This is a genomic window from Chitinophaga sp. YR627 (genome assembly GCF_900114995.1).
Taxonomy (GTDB): Bacteria; Bacteroidota; Bacteroidia; order Chitinophagales; family Chitinophagaceae; genus Chitinophaga.
Window position 1 is genome coordinate 827,700 of sequence record NZ_FOUX01000003.1, and the last position, 18,464, is coordinate 846,163.

Annotated in this window: 14 protein-coding genes; 13 read left to right on the forward strand and 1 reads right to left on the reverse strand. The window is 43.7% G+C overall.

The window, feature by feature from the left end:
* The first annotated feature begins 28 nt into the window (after positions 1-28).
* The 10 genes from BMZ72_RS18865 (at position 29) to BMZ72_RS18910 (ending at position 12,751) form a co-directional block, all read left to right on the forward strand.
* Positions 29-1,282, forward strand: a complete 1,254-nt coding sequence (locus BMZ72_RS18865; protein WP_089811069.1) for a hypothetical protein — start codon at positions 29-31, stop codon at positions 1,280-1,282.
* A complete protein-coding gene (locus BMZ72_RS18870) occupies positions 1,236-2,336 on the forward strand; it encodes a glycosyltransferase (RefSeq protein WP_089811072.1) in 1,101 nt (366 codons plus the stop codon). Before BMZ72_RS18865 ends, BMZ72_RS18870 begins: the two co-directional genes overlap by 47 nt.
* Before the next feature lie 13 nt (positions 2,337-2,349).
* Positions 2,350-3,390 carry a glycosyltransferase gene (locus BMZ72_RS18875; protein ID WP_177222839.1) on the forward strand — a complete coding sequence of 347 codons (1,041 nt, stop codon included), beginning with the start codon at positions 2,350-2,352 and terminating at the stop codon, positions 3,388-3,390.
* Positions 3,391-3,401: 11 nt separating this feature from the next.
* Entirely contained in the window at positions 3,402-4,889 is a 1,488-nt protein-coding gene (locus tag BMZ72_RS18880) for a DUF4832 domain-containing protein (protein WP_089811076.1), read from the forward strand.
* 20 nt (positions 4,890-4,909) lie between these two features.
* Positions 4,910-5,974, forward strand: a complete 1,065-nt coding sequence (locus BMZ72_RS18885; RefSeq protein WP_089811078.1) for a glycosyltransferase — start codon at positions 4,910-4,912, stop codon at positions 5,972-5,974.
* Between the two features lie 10 nt (positions 5,975-5,984).
* Entirely contained in the window at positions 5,985-6,956 is a 972-nt protein-coding gene (locus BMZ72_RS18890; protein WP_089811080.1) for an NAD-dependent epimerase/dehydratase family protein, read from the forward strand.
* Between the two features lie 24 nt (positions 6,957-6,980).
* Positions 6,981-8,093, forward strand: coding sequence for a GDP-mannose 4,6-dehydratase (gmd, locus tag BMZ72_RS18895; protein WP_089811082.1), 1,113 nt, complete (start codon positions 6,981-6,983; stop codon positions 8,091-8,093).
* 6 nt (positions 8,094-8,099) lie between these two features.
* Complete coding sequence (locus BMZ72_RS18900; RefSeq protein ID WP_089811083.1) at positions 8,100-9,029, forward strand: GDP-L-fucose synthase; 930 nt, start codon at positions 8,100-8,102, stop codon at positions 9,027-9,029.
* A 152-nt stretch (positions 9,030-9,181) separates the two neighbouring features.
* Positions 9,182-10,753: a hypothetical protein gene (locus tag BMZ72_RS18905; RefSeq protein ID WP_089811085.1), complete on the forward strand. Its 1,572-nt coding sequence runs from the start codon at positions 9,182-9,184 to the stop codon at positions 10,751-10,753.
* Between the two features lie 93 nt (positions 10,754-10,846).
* Entirely contained in the window at positions 10,847-12,751 is a 1,905-nt protein-coding gene (locus BMZ72_RS18910) for an ABC-F family ATP-binding cassette domain-containing protein (RefSeq protein WP_089811087.1), read from the forward strand.
* A gap of 62 nt (positions 12,752-12,813) precedes the next feature.
* Here BMZ72_RS18910 and BMZ72_RS18915 read toward each other — a convergent pair whose 3' ends face one another.
* The gene (locus BMZ72_RS18915; RefSeq protein ID WP_143087726.1) at positions 12,814-13,116 is read right to left on the reverse strand and encodes a hypothetical protein; all 303 of its coding nucleotides are present in this window, start codon (positions 13,114-13,116) and stop codon (positions 12,814-12,816) included.
* A gap of 135 nt (positions 13,117-13,251) precedes the next feature.
* Between BMZ72_RS18915 and BMZ72_RS18920 the strand changes: the two genes are divergently transcribed.
* The 3 genes from BMZ72_RS18920 to BMZ72_RS18930 all read left to right on the forward strand — a co-directional run bounded on the left by BMZ72_RS18920 (position 13,252) and on the right by BMZ72_RS18930 (position 18,457).
* Positions 13,252-13,860 (forward strand): RNA polymerase sigma factor, encoded by a 609-nt coding sequence (locus tag BMZ72_RS18920; RefSeq protein ID WP_089811091.1) that lies wholly within the window; start codon positions 13,252-13,254, stop codon positions 13,858-13,860.
* A gap of 99 nt (positions 13,861-13,959) precedes the next feature.
* On the forward strand, positions 13,960-14,961 hold the full coding sequence (locus BMZ72_RS18925; RefSeq protein WP_089811093.1) for a FecR family protein: 1,002 nt from the start codon (positions 13,960-13,962) through the stop codon (positions 14,959-14,961).
* Positions 14,962-15,010: 49 nt separating this feature from the next.
* Positions 15,011-18,457 (forward strand): SusC/RagA family TonB-linked outer membrane protein, encoded by a 3,447-nt coding sequence (locus tag BMZ72_RS18930; RefSeq protein WP_089811095.1) that lies wholly within the window; start codon positions 15,011-15,013, stop codon positions 18,455-18,457.
* Positions 18,458-18,464 lie beyond the last annotated feature (7 nt).

Here is an 18,464-nt window from a genome sequence, read left to right on the forward strand (position 1 = left end):
TGATCGTAGTCATATAAAATAGGAGCATATGAATACATTAAAAGCAACACAGAGATTTGAGCTGGCAGCAGTTAACGTACGCACGTTGATTTGCCTGAATCTTGTGATCATTTCTTTTATGGATTCATTTGTCATGTGGAATGATCTTCTTCCCGGCAAGCTTTTTACATATGGATTGAAAGCCCTGAATATTCTTTCGCTGCTTTACCTCATGCAGCGCTCACGTCCTGACAAGTATGCCTGGGTATTGCTCTATTTACCACTTACCTGGTTTGTCATTGAAGAAGGATCTATCCCTGGTTCTATACAATACTTTTATTCTTCATCACTGCCTGTAGTATCCTTTCTTTTACTGAGAGATGATGAGCAGGTCTTTGTAGTGACCACGTATCTTAAAATAATTGCGGCCCTCTTCATTCCGGGAATAGTTATATATGTGCTGATAAATGTGGCGGCACTTCCTCATCTGACTTATCTCCGTGATGGTAAAAGGGTGTATGAGAATTACTTTTTCCTTTGTTACTCGCTGCCACATATTCATTTCCGTTTTTTTTCTGTGTTTGATGAACCTGGTGTGATAGGGACGCTTTCTGCGCTGGTAGTTTTTTATTACAAAGAACTGGTGAGCAGAAGAGTCTATATTTTATACATCATCTGCGGGATACTTTCCGTTTCACTGTTCTTTATAATTGTACTTTTCCCGATGTTATATTTTTCGAATATCCGATCTGTAACAGTGGCTAAAAGATGGAAGAAAGTGGCCAGATTTTCGATGGTGCTGGTGCTGATGTACTTCTCTTTCATTGTGGCTTTAAACTCCATGAAGGACAATCCGTTGATAAAAACAGCTGTCTATAATCGGTTTAAATGGGAAAACGGACTGATAGTAGGCATTATGAATAACAGAGATGATGTCCTGCCGGGCTTTGATGCTGCCTTCACGAACTTTAGCAACAGGGGAGGAAGTGCGTACTGGTTTGGAAGAGGGAAAGGAACGACAGTGGATATGTTTGGGGCATCAGCGCTTTCCTACAGGATCTCATTGTTTGAAAAAGGGGCATTGATAATGATCTATGTTGTTTTTCTGATGTTGCTCATGCATCCTGTAAGAAAGAATTTTCTGTTCAGTATCATCTCCGTACTCTTCATTTGTATGCTGCTGTACCAAAGGCCGTTTTTCTACAAGATCGATTACTTTACGCTGATATTTGTCGGCGTCAGATTTATACCATCATATGAACGTAAAAAAGAAAATAGTACATATTCTCCCCAACCTGTCTAAAGGGGGGGCTGAAAGGTTTACTGTAGATTTATGTAATGCGTTATCAGCAGACCGGGAGGCAGAGGTGCATCTGGTCTCTTTATATAAAAATCAATCAGGTTCGACATTCAGAGATGACATAGCCAATGGCGTCACCTACCACGAACTGGACAAAAAGAATGGATTTGATTTTGCGATAATAGGGCAATTATATAAACTTTTGAGAAAGATCAGACCAGACGTTGTACATACACATCTGAATGGTTTTGAGTATGCATTACCATACAAGTTAGTGTCTGGCAGGACCCGGTTCGTTCACACGCTTCATAGTGACGCCTTTAAGGAATGTGATATATCTTTTTTCAGAAAGGCAAGACGTGTTGCTTACCGCTTGAGATTAGTGCAACCTGTTACGATTTCCAGAGAGAGTGCGGAATCATTTAATGCATGTTATGGGCTGAAGAATGATGTGTTGATAGAGAATGGCCGCAAGGCTGCTGAAAAGACCAGCCAGTACGATCAGATTATAGCTCAATATAAAGGAGTGGAGAAAGGCACATTGCTGGTTTGTGTGGGAAGAATCACCAAAGAAAAGAATCAGGAACTGCTGATAGATGCAGTGAATAATCTTGCCGCTAAAGGTTTGTTCTCAGGGAAATTGTTAATCATTGGTGCTGTACAGGATGAGCAGGTGTATGCAAAGCTGCAACAAAAAGCCTCGGATTGTGTTGAATTCGTGGGAATGAAAAGTAATGTTGCAGACTATCTTTTTGCAGCAGATGCTTTTTGTATGTCCAGTATTTATGAAGGCATGCCATTGTCTATTATCGAAGCATTCTCTGTTGGTTGTGTGCCTGTGTCCACAGCGGTGGGAGGTATCAATGATATGATCACTCATGGTGTCACTGGTTTTTTAAGCAGGGATATGAGTGTCGCCGCATATGAGGAAGCATTGCTTGCCTGTTTACAGTCAGAGAATCTGCCTGGTATCCGTGAGGCATGTAAGAATGAATTTATTCAGAAATACCGTATCGAAGTTTGTGCGGCAAAATATAGTGCACTGTATGGCAAATGATCAGATAAAAATAATGCACCTGATAACTGGGTTAAATGCAGGTGGCGCAGAGAAAGTAGTATTGGATCTTTGTACAATACAGCAGGAGGAAGGAAGAAACCCGCTTGTTGTATCCATAACCGGGAACAAAAAGCTGGAACCCCTGTTTATAAAAAATGGCATTACACCCATTTATCTTTCTGCCGGGCGGAATCTGTTTTCACTAATAAAAGGGGTAAAGGATTTGAGTCGCATTGTGAGAAAGAATGGCATTAACATTCTGCACTGTCATTTATTCCACCCGCTTGTGTTTGCTTACCTGCTTAAATTTTTGAATCCTTCATTAAAAATTGTATTTACCTCGCATAGCTTTAACATAGGCTCACGGGTGCGGGAGTTTATCACATGGATCACTAAAGGACTGCGTGATGCAGACGTCGTATTTTCAGCAGGCATGAAAAGCCGCATGTATAAGCAGCATGCTACAGAGATCATTCCTAACGGTATAAATTTTGCAAGTTATGCTCAAAGCGGGCAGAAAAACCAGGTGTTTACATTTATCTGCATAGCAAGGCTCGACCGGGTGAAGAATCACATGATGCTGCTTGAGGCTGTCAGCATGTTGAGTAAAGACAGACCTTTTGAGATGTGGTTAGTCGGTGATGGTGAGTTAAGAGAGCAGGCAACGCAGTTTGCCGCTGAAAACGGGCTTGAAAAGCATGTTAAATTCCTTGGTTATCGCTCGGACATTCCTGACCTGTTGCGGCAGACACACTGTTTTATACTGCCGTCACTGTGGGAAGGATTGCCGATATCCATACTTGAAGCCTGTGCTGCATCCGTACCCGTGATCTCTACTTCGGTAGGTAGTATACCGGATTTTTTCTCAAAGGAAGAAATACTTTATACAGACACGACCGCTGAAAGCATCGCACAGAACATGGCTAAGATGATGGATCATTATGACGGATATGTTGAGTCAGCAGTAAAATTGCATGGGAAAGCCCATACACAGTTTGACCTGCACCTGATAGGTGAGAAATATATCGGATTATATCGTTCTTTGTTACAATAAAAAATCTGCATATGTCGAAAATCTGGATACTGTGTAGTTTTCTGAGCATGCTGTGCTCGTACACATTCGCTCAACGGACATCGCTTACTTATGAAAGCAGCAATGAGGATATCGTAAATCCTGAGAGGGGTTTTTACCGCACTTATTACGCTTATGCCAATAAGTACGAAGCGCTGAACGCACAGGAGCTATCCAGTCTGAGGAATGGCGTAGTTCCTTTTAAAGATTGTCCTTATAAGGTCAATATAAGCATTATTTTACGCTGTTTCTCTCTTGACGGTTTTCAGGACAAAGATCTGACGCAGCAACTACTCGATAATATCGATAATGATTTTGCCATAGCAAGAAAAGCGGGAATAAAGATGATTATCCGCTTTGGTTACAAGTTTGCCGCTACGCCTAATTACAAACCACCTTATGGAGACGCCCCCCTGGCAAGAGTGAAACAACATATTGCGCAGCTGCAGCCTATACTCAGAAAGAATGCTGACGTCATAGCTATTGCGCAACTGGGTTTTATTGGTTTGTGGGGAGAAGGGTATTATAGTGACTATTATGGCATACCTGGTACTTCAAGCACCGGACAGAATCTGCGTGACAGAGCTCAACTCCTGGATGCATTTTTGAAAGCGCTTCCAGCTCCGCTTATTGTACAGGTACGTCACCCGACATCTAAACAGGATTATCAGGCGCTTATCAAAAACAAAACGCTGGCTGCCAGGATCGGGTTTCACAATGACGCATTTCTGGGGCCTAACGATGATATGGGCACTTTTAAATCGCAGGACATGAGTGCCGGCGGCAGGGCTAGGAATTCCAGTGCCGTGCTGATGAGCTATGTACAAAGCGGTTCTGCCAACACGGCGATGGGAGGAGAATCTGCAGCATCCAATCCCCCTTATGATAAGTGCTCGGCACAGGGAGGACAGGCTGAAAACAGGCTGGCAATGGACCACTTTTCTTATCTGAACTCATCATACCACAGAACCGTGCTGACCGGCTGGGCACCTTGTATAGAAGATATTAAACGTAAGCTTGGCTATAGACTGGTGCTGGAAAGTGGAGCTTATTCAACCCGTACCAGGGCGAATGATACCTTTTCCATTGCCATCAGCATCACTAATGAAGGGTATGCAGCTCCTTTTAATTCCAAAAATGTATCTCTGATATTATACAACCAGGCGACAAAAAAAGCCTATTCAGCCTTATTACCGGTGGATGTACGCTCCTGGTCCCCCGGTACGCAATCACTGAACGCAGTATTCTCTCTGGGCAGCGGCGTACCGGAAGGAAAGTATGATTTATTACTGGGTGTGGCTGATAATAATGCATCTCTTGCGAAAAACCCCGATTTTGCTATTAAATTTGCCAATAAGGATGTCTGGAGGGACGATGTGATAGCAAATGACCTGCATTGTACGCTTACAGTTGCTGGTCAGAGAAGTGGCAGCGCAATTAAAACTACATCCGGAAAGAAAAAGGTGTTGATTATACAATAGTAGTTAAGTTTCAAATTATAATGACCGATAAGTTTAAGATTCTCTTTCTGATTACTAAAAGTGAAGTTGGTGGTGCACAGAAATATGTGAAGGAACAAATGGATATATGCAGGGATGCGGCACATGTCTATCTGGCTACGAATATGCCGGGCTGGCTGAGTGAGCAGACCGGAAGTTATGCCGCAGACATATTATTTGATAACCGTATTGAGAGTCGTCTTTCTCCAGGTTTTCTGATTGCACTGACTAAGTTTATCAAAAAGAATAAAATCGATCTTATTGTCTGTAACAGTGCAAATGGTGGCTTATATGGCAGATTGTCGGCACTCTGGTGTGGTATTCCGGCCATATATGTTTCACATGGCTGGTCATCTGTTTATAACGGGGGCAAACTAGCCTTTCTGCTAAATAGAATTGAAAAATGGCTGGCTTTTGTGCAGGGAAAAGTGTTATGTGTATCGGAAGCCGATTATAGGATCGCAAGAGAAAAAATAGGTATTGCTGAACACAGGTTGGTCTTGCTCAGAAATAATATATTTCCTGTGAAAACCAGTAAGCAGCCACTTACCTACGATGGGGGAAAACTCCGGTTACTGGCGCTGGCAAGGTTTGCCCATCCTAAAAGAATGGACCTGCTCCTGGATACTGCCAGTCAACTGGACTATATTGACGTGCATATCTTTGGGGATGGTCCGGAGTTTTCAGCCGTTCAGGCGGAGGTGAAGGCCAGGAACATTGACAATATTATCCTGCACGGAGAGGTCAAAAACTTCAACGACTTTAACAGCTACCATGCCTTTATCCTGCTTTCAGATAGTGAAGGATTACCAATGTCAGCACTGGAGGCTATCTCTGCAGGGATGCCATCGATATTGAGTAATGTAGGCGGTTGTAAAGAACTGGTGGAGAATGGAGATCTGCTGGTAGAAAACAATGTTGCATCCGTTACCAATGCTTTACAGTTGTTGAAAACAAGCTTTCCCTTATATCAACAGTCGATGAAACCCTTTTTCGATAAGAACTTTAATTTAGCAGAAAGAGCTGCTTTTTTTATAGATTTATACCGCTCGTTAATTAAGAAATAACACATAATCAATGATTTATCTAATTGGAGCTTCAGGCTTTATTGGAACTGTTCTTAGCAAGGAACTCAAACAGGAGAATGTCACCTTCAAAAATCTTGATAAGCAAAGTTCTGCTACCTATCCGGATACAACCGTCATCACAGATATTCGTAATAAAGAACAAATTACTGCGAATATAGGCCAGGGTAATGGAGACGATTGGGTTGTGCTGCTGGCTGCCGAGCATAGAGATGACGTTTCTCCAACCAGTCTGTATTATGATGTTAACGTAACGGGCACACAGAACGTGCTGGATGTCATGGAGGCAAAAGGGCTCAATAAGATCATCTTTACAAGTTCAGTGGCAATATATGGATTAGATAAAAACGATCCTTCCGAAGACCATCCGGCGGACCCGTTCAATCACTATGGTAAAAGTAAATGGGCCGCAGAGGAAGTATTGAGAGCATGGTATGAAAAGGATCCGGCAAACCGCTCACTTGTTATCATTCGTCCGACAGTAGTATTTGGCCCGGGTAACAGAGGGAATGTTTACAACCTCCTTAAACAGATCGCAACCGGCAAGTTTGTGATGATCGGAAAAGGTGAGAATAAAAAGTCAATGGCTTATGTAGACAATATCACCGGACTTATCAGATATGCCATAAAGAACGTTTCAGGTTATAACGTATTCAACTATGCGGATAAACCTGACCTGTCCATGAATGAGCTCGTGAAAGTAGCAGAAGAATCATTGAACAAAAAACTGCCAGGCATCCGGATACCTTATCCTGTAGGATATATGGCTGGTATTTCCTTTGACATCCTTTCTACAATCACACGTAAGAAGTTCCCTATAAGTGCTGTAAGGGTCAAGAAGTTCTGTGCCACTACTCAATTCTCAAATACAACAATCATAAAACATGGTTATAAACCGGCAGTTTCACTGAAAGAGGGACTTGCCAGGACACTGAGTGCTATTGTGGCCGACGATCGGCGTTAAACATAATATTAAAACGTAGACCCCATGAAGACAGCTTTAATAACTGGTATAACTGGCCAGGATGGAGCTTATCTTAGCGAATTGCTGCTAAACCAGGGATATGATGTCCATGGTATTAAGCGTCGGAGCTCATTGTTTAATACGGATCGTATCGACCATCTGTATCAGAATCCACAGGACCCTGACGTGAGGTTTAAACTGCATTACGGCGACTTGACAGATTCAACCAACCTGATTCGCATTATTCAGCAGGTGCAACCTGATGAAATATATAATCTGGGCGCCATGAGTCATGTGCAGGTGAGCTTTGAGACACCTGAATATACAGCGAATGCAGATGGTATCGGCACACTCAGGATACTGGAGGCAATCAGGTTGCTGGGACTTACACAGAAAACAAAGATCTATCAGGCGTCCACGTCTGAACTTTACGGACTGGTGCAGGAAGTGCCGCAATCAGAACAAACCCCTTTTTATCCACGTTCTCCTTATGCTGTTGCTAAGCTGTACGCTTACTGGATCACAGTTAACTACAGGGAGGCGTATAATATGTATGCCTGCAATGGGATCCTTTTTAATCATGAAAGTCCGCTGAGAGGGGAAACCTTCGTCACCCGTAAGATTACCCGTGGTGTCGCGCAGATCGCTTTAGGTATGCAGGATAAACTGTACATGGGTAATCTGAACGCACAACGCGACTGGGGCCACGCAAAGGACTATGTAGAAGCGATGTGGCTGATATTGCAGCAGGAAAAGGCAGAAGATTATGTTATTGCAACAGGTATCACTACACCGGTAAGAGATTTTATCAGAATGGCCTTTGCCGAGGCGGGTGTTGAAGTTGAATTCAGAGGAGCAGGCATAGATGAAAAAGGAATCGTGAAAAGTACAGCTGCACATATAACGGCCCTGACACCTGGTCAGGAAGTTGTCGCCATTGACCCGCGATATTTCAGACCTACGGAAGTGGACCTTTTAATTGGTGATCCGTCAAAAGCACAAACGAAACTGGGCTGGACACCAAAATATGACCTGCGTGCACTCGTAAGTGAAATGGTGGCGGCAGACCTTGAATTGTTCCGCAGAGAAAAGCTGTTGAAAGAGGCCGGGTTTAAAATCTTTAATCAATACGAATAAACGCTCATGGAGCAACAGGATAAGATTTATGTAGCAGGGCATAGAGGCATGGTCGGTTCTGCTATTGTCAGAAGATTACAGCAAGCGGGGTTTACAAATATTGTGACCCGTAGTTCTGCTGAACTGGATCTCCGTAATCAGGAGGCTACTGCTGCTTTCTTTGCTGCAGAGCGCCCGGCCTATGTTTTCCTGGCTGCCGCTAAAGTAGGTGGGATTGTTGCCAATAATACTTTCCGGGCTGAATTTATATATGAGAACATTATGATTCAAAATAATGTTATTCATCATGCCTATCTGAATGGCGTCAATAAACTCATGTTCCTGGGGTCGTCCTGCATATATCCCAAACTGGCGCCACAGCCACTTAAAGAGGATTATTTGCTGACTGGACTGCTTGAGCCGACAAATGAGCCTTATGCGATCGCCAAGATAGCCGGTATTAAGATGTGCGATGCTTACCGTGCCCAGTATGGATGCAACTTCGTATCTGTGATGCCGACAAATCTTTATGGGCCCAACGATAACTATGATCTTAAAAACTCCCACGTATTGCCAGCCCTGTTACGCAAGTTTCACGAGGCAAAGAAAAACAATGCGGAAGAGGTAGTGATATGGGGCACAGGCACCCCCCTGAGAGAATTTTTGCATGCCGATGATATGGCAGATGCCTGCTTCTTCCTGATGCAGCATTATAATGAAGATGGCCTGGTAAATATTGGAGTGGGAGAAGATATCAGTATCAAAGACCTGGCACTGCTGGTGAAGAAAATAACCGGCTATGAAGGTAACCTGTCATTTGATACAACTAAACCAGATGGTACTCCACGTAAGCTTATGGACGTAAGTAAGCTGCATAAACTTGGATGGAAAGCGAAAATCGGACTCGAGGAAGGTATTACTTCCGTATACGCAGCTGTTCGGGAAAACGTATTATAAGATTTCGTTTTCCACCCTTAGTCGAGCATATAGTGAGGGAAAAGTGTTCCTTTAGCGTGAAATATGCCATAAATCTGTAGTATTACAGAATAAAGTACTATTGTACCAACTCTAATCGCTTATATTTGTAGCAGGCAAGCAAATTATTCCTTATGTTCAAGAAATGTATTACCCCCGTGTTTGTTCTGGTTTGCTTAGGAATTTCATTGAGCTCTACCGTTCGCGCACAAAGTATCGGCCGTCAGTATTCTCTGGGATTTTATAAGTCCACTTCAGACAGTAATGGCTACCACTCTTCTCAAAGAGATTATTCAATTGAACCAACTTTTGATCTCCCCACCGGAGATACGACCCGTAAACAAAGCTGGTTATACCGGAAATTATTCAGAGAGCATTTGCTGGAAGTAAAAGGTGATGATTACAACTTTTATGGTAGCATCCTGCCCGATCTGATCGTAGGGCACAGCGGAGATAATGGAACCGTATGGGTGAATACCCGTGGTTTTGTTATCGGAGGTACCATCGGTAAGAACCTCACTTTCCGTTCTGAATTTTATGAAAACCAGGCAAAAATGCCTGCGTACCTGGATGCCTATGGACGTGAGAACAGGATTGTGCCGGGCCAGGGCGAATGGAAAGCCTATAAAGGTGATAAGTTTGACTATGCTTATGCTTCAGCCCTGATCAATTATAAAGCAGGCAAACACTTTGATTTCCAGTTGGGCTATGATAAGAATTTCATTGGTGACGGTTATCGTTCCATGCTCTTGTCTGACGCGGCTTTCAACTATCCTTTCCTGAAGATCATCGCAAACGTAGGTAAGGTGCAGTATACCACTATGTGGGCGCAGTTTATTGATATGCAATATCCCAAAGCCTCTTACGACAATGGATACCGTAAGAAGTGGGGCGTATTCAATTACCTGGACTGGAATATCAGCAAGAAGATCTCCATTGGCTTATTTGAAGCTGTGATCTGGCAGGATTCCGATTCCACCGGTAAACGCGGTTTTGATGCCAGCTATCTGAACCCAATTGTATTCCTGCGTCCTGTGGAGTTCTCCGTAGGTTCTCCGGATAACGCACTTTTGGGTCTGAATGCGAAATATGCTATCTCCAACAACAGTACCTTCTACGGTCAGTTTATCCTGGATGAGTTTAAACTGGACCAGATCACTGGTGGTAAAGGCTGGTGGGGTAATAAATTCGGTGGCCAGTTTGGTTTCCGTTCAAACGACCTGTTTAAAGTAAAAAACCTGAACTTCCTGACAGAGGTGAACGCAGCAAGGCCTTACACCTATTCTCAGCGTAGTACACTTAATAACTACGGGCATTATAACCAGCCACTGGCACACCCTATGGGAGCTAACTTCGTGGAGTGGGTGAATATTGCAGATTTCAGATATAAAAGGATCTTCCTGCGTGGACAGGTCACTGTTGCGAAATATGGACTTGATACTGCCGGTGTAAACTATGGTAAGGACATCAATAAGTCTTATTTCACCCGTACAGTAGATTATGGTAATCATATCGGTCAGGGTCTTAAGACTAATTTCCTGTATGTGCAGGGAACAGCAGCTTACCTGCTGAACCCGAAATATAACCTTCGTGTGGAAGCATCTGTGACTGCCAGGAAGGAAAGCAACAACAACTGGGATAAGAAAGAACTGATCTTCCAGTTTGGATTGAGAAGTGCTTTCCGTCAGCTGTACTACGATCTTTAGTTTGCTGAAAAAGCTATATAAGCCTCCCGGGATACCGGGAGGCTTTTTTTATTCCGGCTGTCAGGCGTGCCTACATTTTACTAACTTCGCGCCATGCATTACGTTACGGTTGAAGGACTCACGAAATCTTACGGCGCAGGGCCGCTTTTCAAGGATATTTCTTTTCACATTGAGGAAGGGGACAAGATTGCCCTGGTGGCTTTAAATGGCGCCGGTAAATCCACTTTATTACGCATTCTGTGCGGACAGGAGTCTCCTGATGCCGGAACAGTCTGGATACATAAAGATGTAACAGTGGTAATGCTGGAGCAGCAATCTGCTTTTGATCCACAGAAAACGATCTCTGCGAATATATTTTCTCAGTCAAACCCTGTTCTGGCCGCTATAAGAGACTATGAACTCCTGACAGATGACGAGGAGACAGAACCTGACCTGGACAAACTCACAGCTGCTATTGAGCGCATGGACGAACTGAATGCCTGGCATTTTGACTCCAAAGTGAAGCAGATCCTTGGTAAACTGAATATCCATCACCTGGATCAACGCATGGGTAGCCTGTCCGGTGGACAGCTGAAACGTGTCGCTTTGGCTAAAGTGCTGATTGACATCGGGTTCGAACATCGCCATACGCTCCTGATCATGGATGAACCTACCAACCACCTGGATATCAACATGATCGAGTGGCTGGAAAATTACCTGGATCAGGAAAATGTGACTTTGCTGCTGGTAACGCACGACCGTTATTTCCTGGACAGTGTATGTAATGAAGTCATGGAACTGGACCAGCAACAACTGTTCATTTATAAAGGAGACTACGAAAATTACCTGGAAAAGAAAGCTGCCCGTGAGGAAAGCGATCGCGCCAGTGTGGAAAAAGCCCGCAATACCTTCAGGAAAGAGCTGGAATGGATGCGTAAGCAACCCAAGGCCCGTACCACCAAGTCCAAGTCCAGAATTGACGCCTTTGAAGAAGTAAAGGAAAAGGCGAGCGTACGTCTGGAGAAACAGCAACTGGAGCTGAATGTGAAAATGAGCCGCCTGGGAGGAAAGATCATTGAACTGAAGAAAGTCTATAAGTCTTTCGGCGATCTGAAGATCATACAGGGGTTTGATTATACCTTTAAGAAAGGAGAAAGAGTGGGTGTTGTCGGTAAGAACGGTGTCGGAAAGTCCACTTTTCTGAATATGCTGCAGGGGCTTGAGGAACCGGATTCCGGTAAGATCAATACCGGGGAGACCGTGATCTTTGGTAATTACGACCAGCGTGGTCTTATTATTAAGGAAGATATGCGCGTCATCGAGTTTGTAAAGAACATTGCTGAGAACTTCCCACTGGCAGACGGTACCAAAGTAAGTGCAGCACAATTCCTGCAATTATTCCTGTTTACGCCTGAAAAACAATATACTTATATCTCCAAGCTGAGTGGTGGTGAGAAAAGAAGGCTACACCTGCTCAGTATTCTTTTCCGTAATCCGAACTTCCTGATACTCGATGAGCCGACCAATGACCTTGATCTGCCAACACTGAGTATCCTGGAAGACTTCCTATTGTCTTACCAGGGGTGCATTATCATTGTAACGCACGACAGGTATTTCATGGATAAACTGGTAGATCACCTTTTTGTGTTTGAAGGAGCAGGTGTGGTACGTGACTTTCCGGGCAACTACAGCCAGTACAGAGACTGGGAAAAGGAACAGAATGAAAAAGGCAAAGAAGAAAGCCGTAATGAGCCAAAGGTGGCTGCCCAGCCGGTAGTAGAAGCGCCGCAACCTGCTGCGCCTGCTAAGAAAATGTCTTTTAAGGAGAAACGTGAGCTGGAATTGCTGGAAAAGGAAATAGCCTCTCTGGAGGAAGAGAAAAAGAATATCGATGAGCAAATGGGAGCCGGTACGCTGCCTTACGAGCAACTGGAACCGCTGTCACGCCGCGTCGGAGAGATCATACAGTTACTGGATGATAAGGGGATGCGTTGGATGGAATTGAGTGAAATGGATTGATTATAAATGAATTATATAAAAAAGGGACGCTGTAATAGCGTCCCTTTTTATTTTTTGTCGTGTTAGTTCTCCTGCTTATCACGGATCTCAGAAGGTTTCAGATAGACCTTTTTACCCTTTTCGTCCACGTAGTATTTCCTGTCTTTTTTATCTATATAGACAGTCTGTCCCCCCGGACCTTCTTTTCCTTTATATGTTTTATCGGTAATCTTCATCGCTCCTTTTACAGCCACAGAAGCGGTTTTATTACCGATTTTCTTGGCAGTGCTGTCTACGCCCTGGGCCATGCTGGTATGGCTGGTAAGAAGGGCGGCAACTGTTACTGAAACAGCAACAAATCCGATGCGCAATGTTCTCGAGATCATAACAATAGATTTTAAAAGTTGTGTAAAGTCACTATGAATATTATTATTCAATTTTGATGCCAGCAACATCTTCCATATTTTTAGACTGCCACCATATGTATAGTATATTTTAATTTTAACGGTAAACGGTAATAGTTGGAGGAGATCTGGTATAAGAACCTTTCAGATCAGGAGCTCTGGAGCAGGCTGATAGATAGCGATGAAGGCGCACTGGCTTTCATTTACGATACATGGTTCACATCACTCTACAAGTATGGAATGAAAATACAGGCTGATAGCGGCCTGGTGAAGGATTGTATACACGATCTTTTTACTTCCCTATGGCATAGTCGTCAACAGCTCTCTGTGACCGACAGCATCAAATTCTACCTTTTTGCCAGCCTCAAGCGGAATATTGTCAAACATAGCAAGGCAGAAGGGCTTTTTAACCTGTTCCGGCAGCAGCCTGCCGCACAGGAATCACACATGCCTTCCTACGAGGAACGGCTGATCAATGAACAAACTAATAACGAGCGCAACCTTAAACTGGCGAAAGTGATCGATCAGTTACCAAAACGACAGAAGGAGATCCTGTACCTCCGTTATTATGAAGGGCTTTCTACACAGGAGACGGCCGAAATTATGTCACTGAGCGTTAATTCTACATATGTATTATTATCGAAAGCATTGAATTATCTCAAGAGCCACAGTGGTGAATTATTGACTTTATTGGTCATTTCGGGGTATCGACCCAAAGGTTTCTAAAGAAATTATAGTTTTTTTAAAAAAAAGTTGAAAAAGACGCTAAGATTTTTTGATTTCACTGCTTTATGTATTTAAAGCCTATCAGGAACAACGCTGATTATGGATTATAAAGATTACACAGTAAGGGAGTTTCTACATGATGGAATGTTTCGGAAATGGATCACAGATCCGGATCACGAAACAAATGCCTTTTGGGAAATCTGGCTGCGTGACAATCCTGATCGCCGCGTTACCGTAGAAGAGGCACGGGATGTATTGCTGATGATCGGACCGGAAGAGCATATACCTACTGCGGAAGACCAGGCGGAAGTCTGGAGCCGTGTTGCTTATTCCATCCAACAGGTACCTGAGAAAAGGCGGATTTTCGTCGCCTGGCGCTATGCAGCGGCATTTGCCGGTGTATTGGCGGTGACTGCTGCTTCCTGGTATTTCATGCATAAGAAAGAACCAGTCCTGGTCAGCTACATCACCCCCTATGGTGAAACCAGAAAGATCACGTTGCCAGATAGCTCTGTTGTAACACTGAACGCCAATTCAAAGCTCAGATTCAGCATGGGTAGCGATGGTAAACGTGAAGTATGGATAGATGGAGAAGGCTTTTTTACCGTTCTCCACGAAAGCCACAATGCACCATTTGCCGTACATACTTCCGATGTGGATGTACAGGTGATCGGAACAGCATTTAATGTCAGCACCAGACGTATTATGACACGTGTGGTACTTAATAGCGGCGCCGTAAAACTGAAGCTGAATGGCAAAGGACAACAGGACCTGAGCATGAAGCCCGGTGAAATGGTGACTTTTTCAACCAAAACTAATCAGTTGTCACGCCGGACGGTCAATCCGGCAGATTATAATGCATGGCTCGACAATATGTTTGTCTTCAATGAAGCAACTATTGCGGAAGTAGCCGAGGTATTAAACGAGAACTTAGGGATCAACATTAAGATAGAAGAGCAGGAACTACAGAAGGAGTTATTTACAGGTAGCATACCAATGTCAGATGTAGAAATATTTTTCAGAACACTGTCACGGTCCTTACATGTGGTTATCGAAAAGAAGGACAATCAAAACTACAGCATCAGGAGAAAAACAACCTAGTGAAGTTTAGTCGATAAAAATTCAACCTACCAACCTTAATCTATTGCTTATGCCTGGAAATTACTTTAGGTGTATAGGGGATCGTATTGCCCTGTTGTTACTGTTGCCAGCCATGGGGTATGCTGCTTCAGATAATGTACACTACCACCCGCAGCAGGAGTTGTATGCTGCGACCGCATTGAATCAGTCAAAGGGAAGACAAACCTTAAAAGATATCCTTGTCTCTCTGGAAGCGAAGTATAAGGTGCGTATTAACTATGTAGGTCAGTCGATTGGCAGTATCCGGACGGAGCCGCCTGCTGCCAAGGGAACATCTGTGAAATTTATCCAATACCTCAATCAGTTCCTGAAGCCACTTGGACTGGAAGCAGAGGAATCCGGTGCCAACATGTTTATCGTCTATAAACAGGAAGGTGCAGCTCCCGCTCCTAAACCGGCAGCGCCGGTTGAAAAAAAAGAAGCGCCAGAACAGGAAAAACAAGCCGTTATCAATATATCCGGTCTCGTAACGGATGATACAGGCGTTCCCTTACCGGGCGTAACAGTTGTTGTAAAAGGTACTTCCAACGGTGTACATACTGCTAACGATGGTAAATACGAACTGAAGAATGTACCTGAAAATGCGCATATCGTATTCAGCTTTATCGGTTTCAAAGCACAGGAAATCGTGCTGAAGGGGCAGCATAAACTGGATGTACGTTTAAAGACAGATGTACAGGCAGTAAAAGATGTGGTAGTAACAGGTTACTATGAGATCAAGAAAGAAAGCTTTACCGGTATCGCAACAGTACTTACTTCTGATGATATCAAGAAAGTAAATCCGCAGAATGTACTGAGCAGCTTGCAGGCATATGACCCTTCATTTAAGTTGGTTGAAAACAATTTACTGGGTTCCAATCCAAACAGAATTCCTAATATCAATGTAAGGGGTACTACTGCATTGCCAAGTGCGGATGTATCCAAACTGACGAGAAACAGTATGCTGACCGGTGTTACCAATCAGCCTACTTTTATCCTCGATGGTTATGAGGTGAATGTACAAACAGTGTTCGACCTGGATCCGAACAGGATCGCCTCTATGACCCTGCTTAAAGACGCAGCGGCAACAGCGATCTATGGTTCAAGAGCAGCGAACGGTGTTGTGGTAATCCGCACAAAGGCGCCAAAAGAAGGTAAGCTGGCAGTTAACTATGGTTATGAGATGACTGTGAATGCACCCGATCTATCCGATTATCATGTGCTGAATGCAGGGGAGAAACTGGAGTATGAGCGACTGGCAAAGCTGTATGAAGCAAATAATGTTGACGCACCGATCGAACTGGAACAGCAATATTATCAGAAAAAGAAAAACGTGCTCGCTGGTGTAAATACCTACTGGTTGTCACAACCGCTGCAGGTAGACCTCGGACACAAACACTCCTTATACCTGGAAGGTGGTACTCCTGTTGTAAAATATGGCCTGGATATGCGCTATCAGTCCAATAACGGTGTAATGAAAGGTTCTTACAGAAAGCGTTATGGCCTTGCCGCATCTCTGTCCTACAACGTGCAGAACAAAATACAGTTCAGAAACCAGATGTCAATCACGCAGGTGGATGGAAGAGAATCTCCTTACAGAGAGTTTTCCAACTATGTAAAAATGAACCCTTACTATCCAAAAACAGATTCAACCGGCAGACTGTTACGTGAAGTTGATAAATGGAGCTATCGTGGTGGCGCTAATGGCGGCGCTGTCACCGATGCGGTACTGAACCCTATGTATGAAGCGACCACTGGTAGTCTGGAGAAGAACCAGTACGTGGAATTCATGGATGCATTTTCCGGAGAGTGGACCATCAATCCTGCATTAAGATTAAGAGGTCAGATCTCCCTGACAAAGAGAAGATCTACAGCAGATAAATTTACTTCGCCATTCAGCAACGAATATTATAATGTAACAGGAGGCGATCTGAAAGATCGTGGTAAGTATACATTTGCCGATGAAGATTTCTGGCAGGCAGATGGTAGTCTGACACTGAGTTATGCAAAACAGATCAGGTCTAACTTCCTGAACATATCACTGGGTACAAATATTCAGGACAGAAGTAATGACAGTAAGTCTTTCGTTGCGCAGGGTTTCTCCAACGACAGATTCTCTCAGATCGAATTTGCCCGTACATATGAAAAAGATGGTTCTCCAGGTGGTGAGTATACACAGGACCGCCTGATCGGTTCTTTCCTCTATGTGAACTATTCTTATAAAAACAAGTTCCTGATGGACGGTACTGTACGTCTGGATGGCTCTTCAAAATTTGGTACTGATTCCCGCATGGCGACCTTCTGGTCTTATGGTCTGGGATGGAATGTACACAACGAAAAATTCATTCCACGTAAGGTTATTTCACAACTGACGCTGAGGGCTACAACAGGTCTGACGGGTGATGTATCCTTCCCGTCTTATTTATCTAATACCACTTATCAGTATTACAGCAACGACTGGTATTCTACAGGTGTAGGCGCGATCTTCAGAACGTATGGTAACTCTTCCCTGAGATGGCAGCGTACTAAAAACTATGATGCCGGTATGGAACTGGACCTCTTCAATGGCCGTTTCTATGTTGCTCCACGTTATTATTATAAACTTACGAAAGACCTGCTGGCGGATATCATCGTACCACCATCAACTGGTTTTACAGATTATAAAGCCAACCTGGGTGAAATGGTCAACCGTGGTTTTGAGATCAACGTCCGCAGCAATGTGCTGAGAGGTAAGAACTGGTCTTTCAACCTGTTTGCTAACCTGGTGACAAACAAAAACAAGATCACCAAGATCTCCAATGCGCTGAAGAGCTATAACGATAAAGTAGATGATAAACAGGAGAGTGATCCAAATCTGAATTCTGTTCCGCTGCTGCGTTTCCAGGAAGGACAATCCCTGAATACGATCTATGCCGTAAGATCAATGGGTATTGATCCGGAAAATGGTAAAGAGATATTTGTAAAGAAAGATGGTACCTACACACATACCTATAGTGTGAAAGATATGGTGCCGGTTGGTGATATGACCACCAAACTGGAAGGTACATTCGGTGGTAGCCTGTATTATGGCAACTGGGTGGCTGAGGTAAGATTCTATACAAAAGGTGGTGGTGATCTGTATAACCAGACACTGGTGGACCGTGTAGAAAATGCTGATCCAAGATATAATGTGGATAGCCGTGTACTGCAATCCAGGTGGAAACAGCCAGGTGACCATGCATTGTTTAAAGACATCGCAGATCAGGGTTCTACCCGTACTTCTTCCCGTTTTGTACAACGCGATAACGTCGTGGAATTAAAGTCTGTTTATCTGGCATACAACGTTCCGATGGCAGTGGCCAAACGTTACAGGATGAATAATCTGCGTTGTTCACTGAACATGAATGATGTGTGGAGAACATCCACTATAGATGCAGAAAGAGGTATCGATTATCCTTTTGCGAGAACATTCACCTTCTCATTATCTACTCAGTTCTAAAAAGCAG

Bases quoted from the DNA above. Each gene is read 5' to 3' on its own strand.
- gmd (WP_089811082.1), top strand. From the start codon at position 6,981: ATGAAGACAGCTTTAATAACTGGTATAACTGGCCAGGATGGAGCTTAT.
- BMZ72_RS18915 (WP_143087726.1), bottom strand. From the start codon at position 13,116: ATGATCTCGAGAACATTGCGCATCGGATTTGTTGCTGTTTCAGTAACA.
- BMZ72_RS18875 (WP_177222839.1), top strand. From the start codon at position 2,350: ATGCACCTGATAACTGGGTTAAATGCAGGTGGCGCAGAGAAAGTAGTA.
- BMZ72_RS18900 (WP_089811083.1), top strand. From the start codon at position 8,100: ATGGAGCAACAGGATAAGATTTATGTAGCAGGGCATAGAGGCATGGTC.
- BMZ72_RS18890 (WP_089811080.1), top strand. From the start codon at position 5,985: ATGATTTATCTAATTGGAGCTTCAGGCTTTATTGGAACTGTTCTTAGC.
- BMZ72_RS18885 (WP_089811078.1), top strand. From the start codon at position 4,910: ATGACCGATAAGTTTAAGATTCTCTTTCTGATTACTAAAAGTGAAGTT.
- BMZ72_RS18870 (WP_089811072.1), top strand. From the start codon at position 1,236: ATGAACGTAAAAAAGAAAATAGTACATATTCTCCCCAACCTGTCTAAA.
- BMZ72_RS18905 (WP_089811085.1), top strand. From the start codon at position 9,182: ATGTTCAAGAAATGTATTACCCCCGTGTTTGTTCTGGTTTGCTTAGGA.
- BMZ72_RS18865 (WP_089811069.1), top strand. From the start codon at position 29: ATGAATACATTAAAAGCAACACAGAGATTTGAGCTGGCAGCAGTTAAC.
- BMZ72_RS18930 (WP_089811095.1), top strand. From the start codon at position 15,011: ATGCCTGGAAATTACTTTAGGTGTATAGGGGATCGTATTGCCCTGTTG.
- BMZ72_RS18910 (WP_089811087.1), top strand. From the start codon at position 10,847: ATGCATTACGTTACGGTTGAAGGACTCACGAAATCTTACGGCGCAGGG.
- BMZ72_RS18925 (WP_089811093.1), top strand. From the start codon at position 13,960: ATGGATTATAAAGATTACACAGTAAGGGAGTTTCTACATGATGGAATG.
- BMZ72_RS18880 (WP_089811076.1), top strand. From the start codon at position 3,402: ATGTCGAAAATCTGGATACTGTGTAGTTTTCTGAGCATGCTGTGCTCG.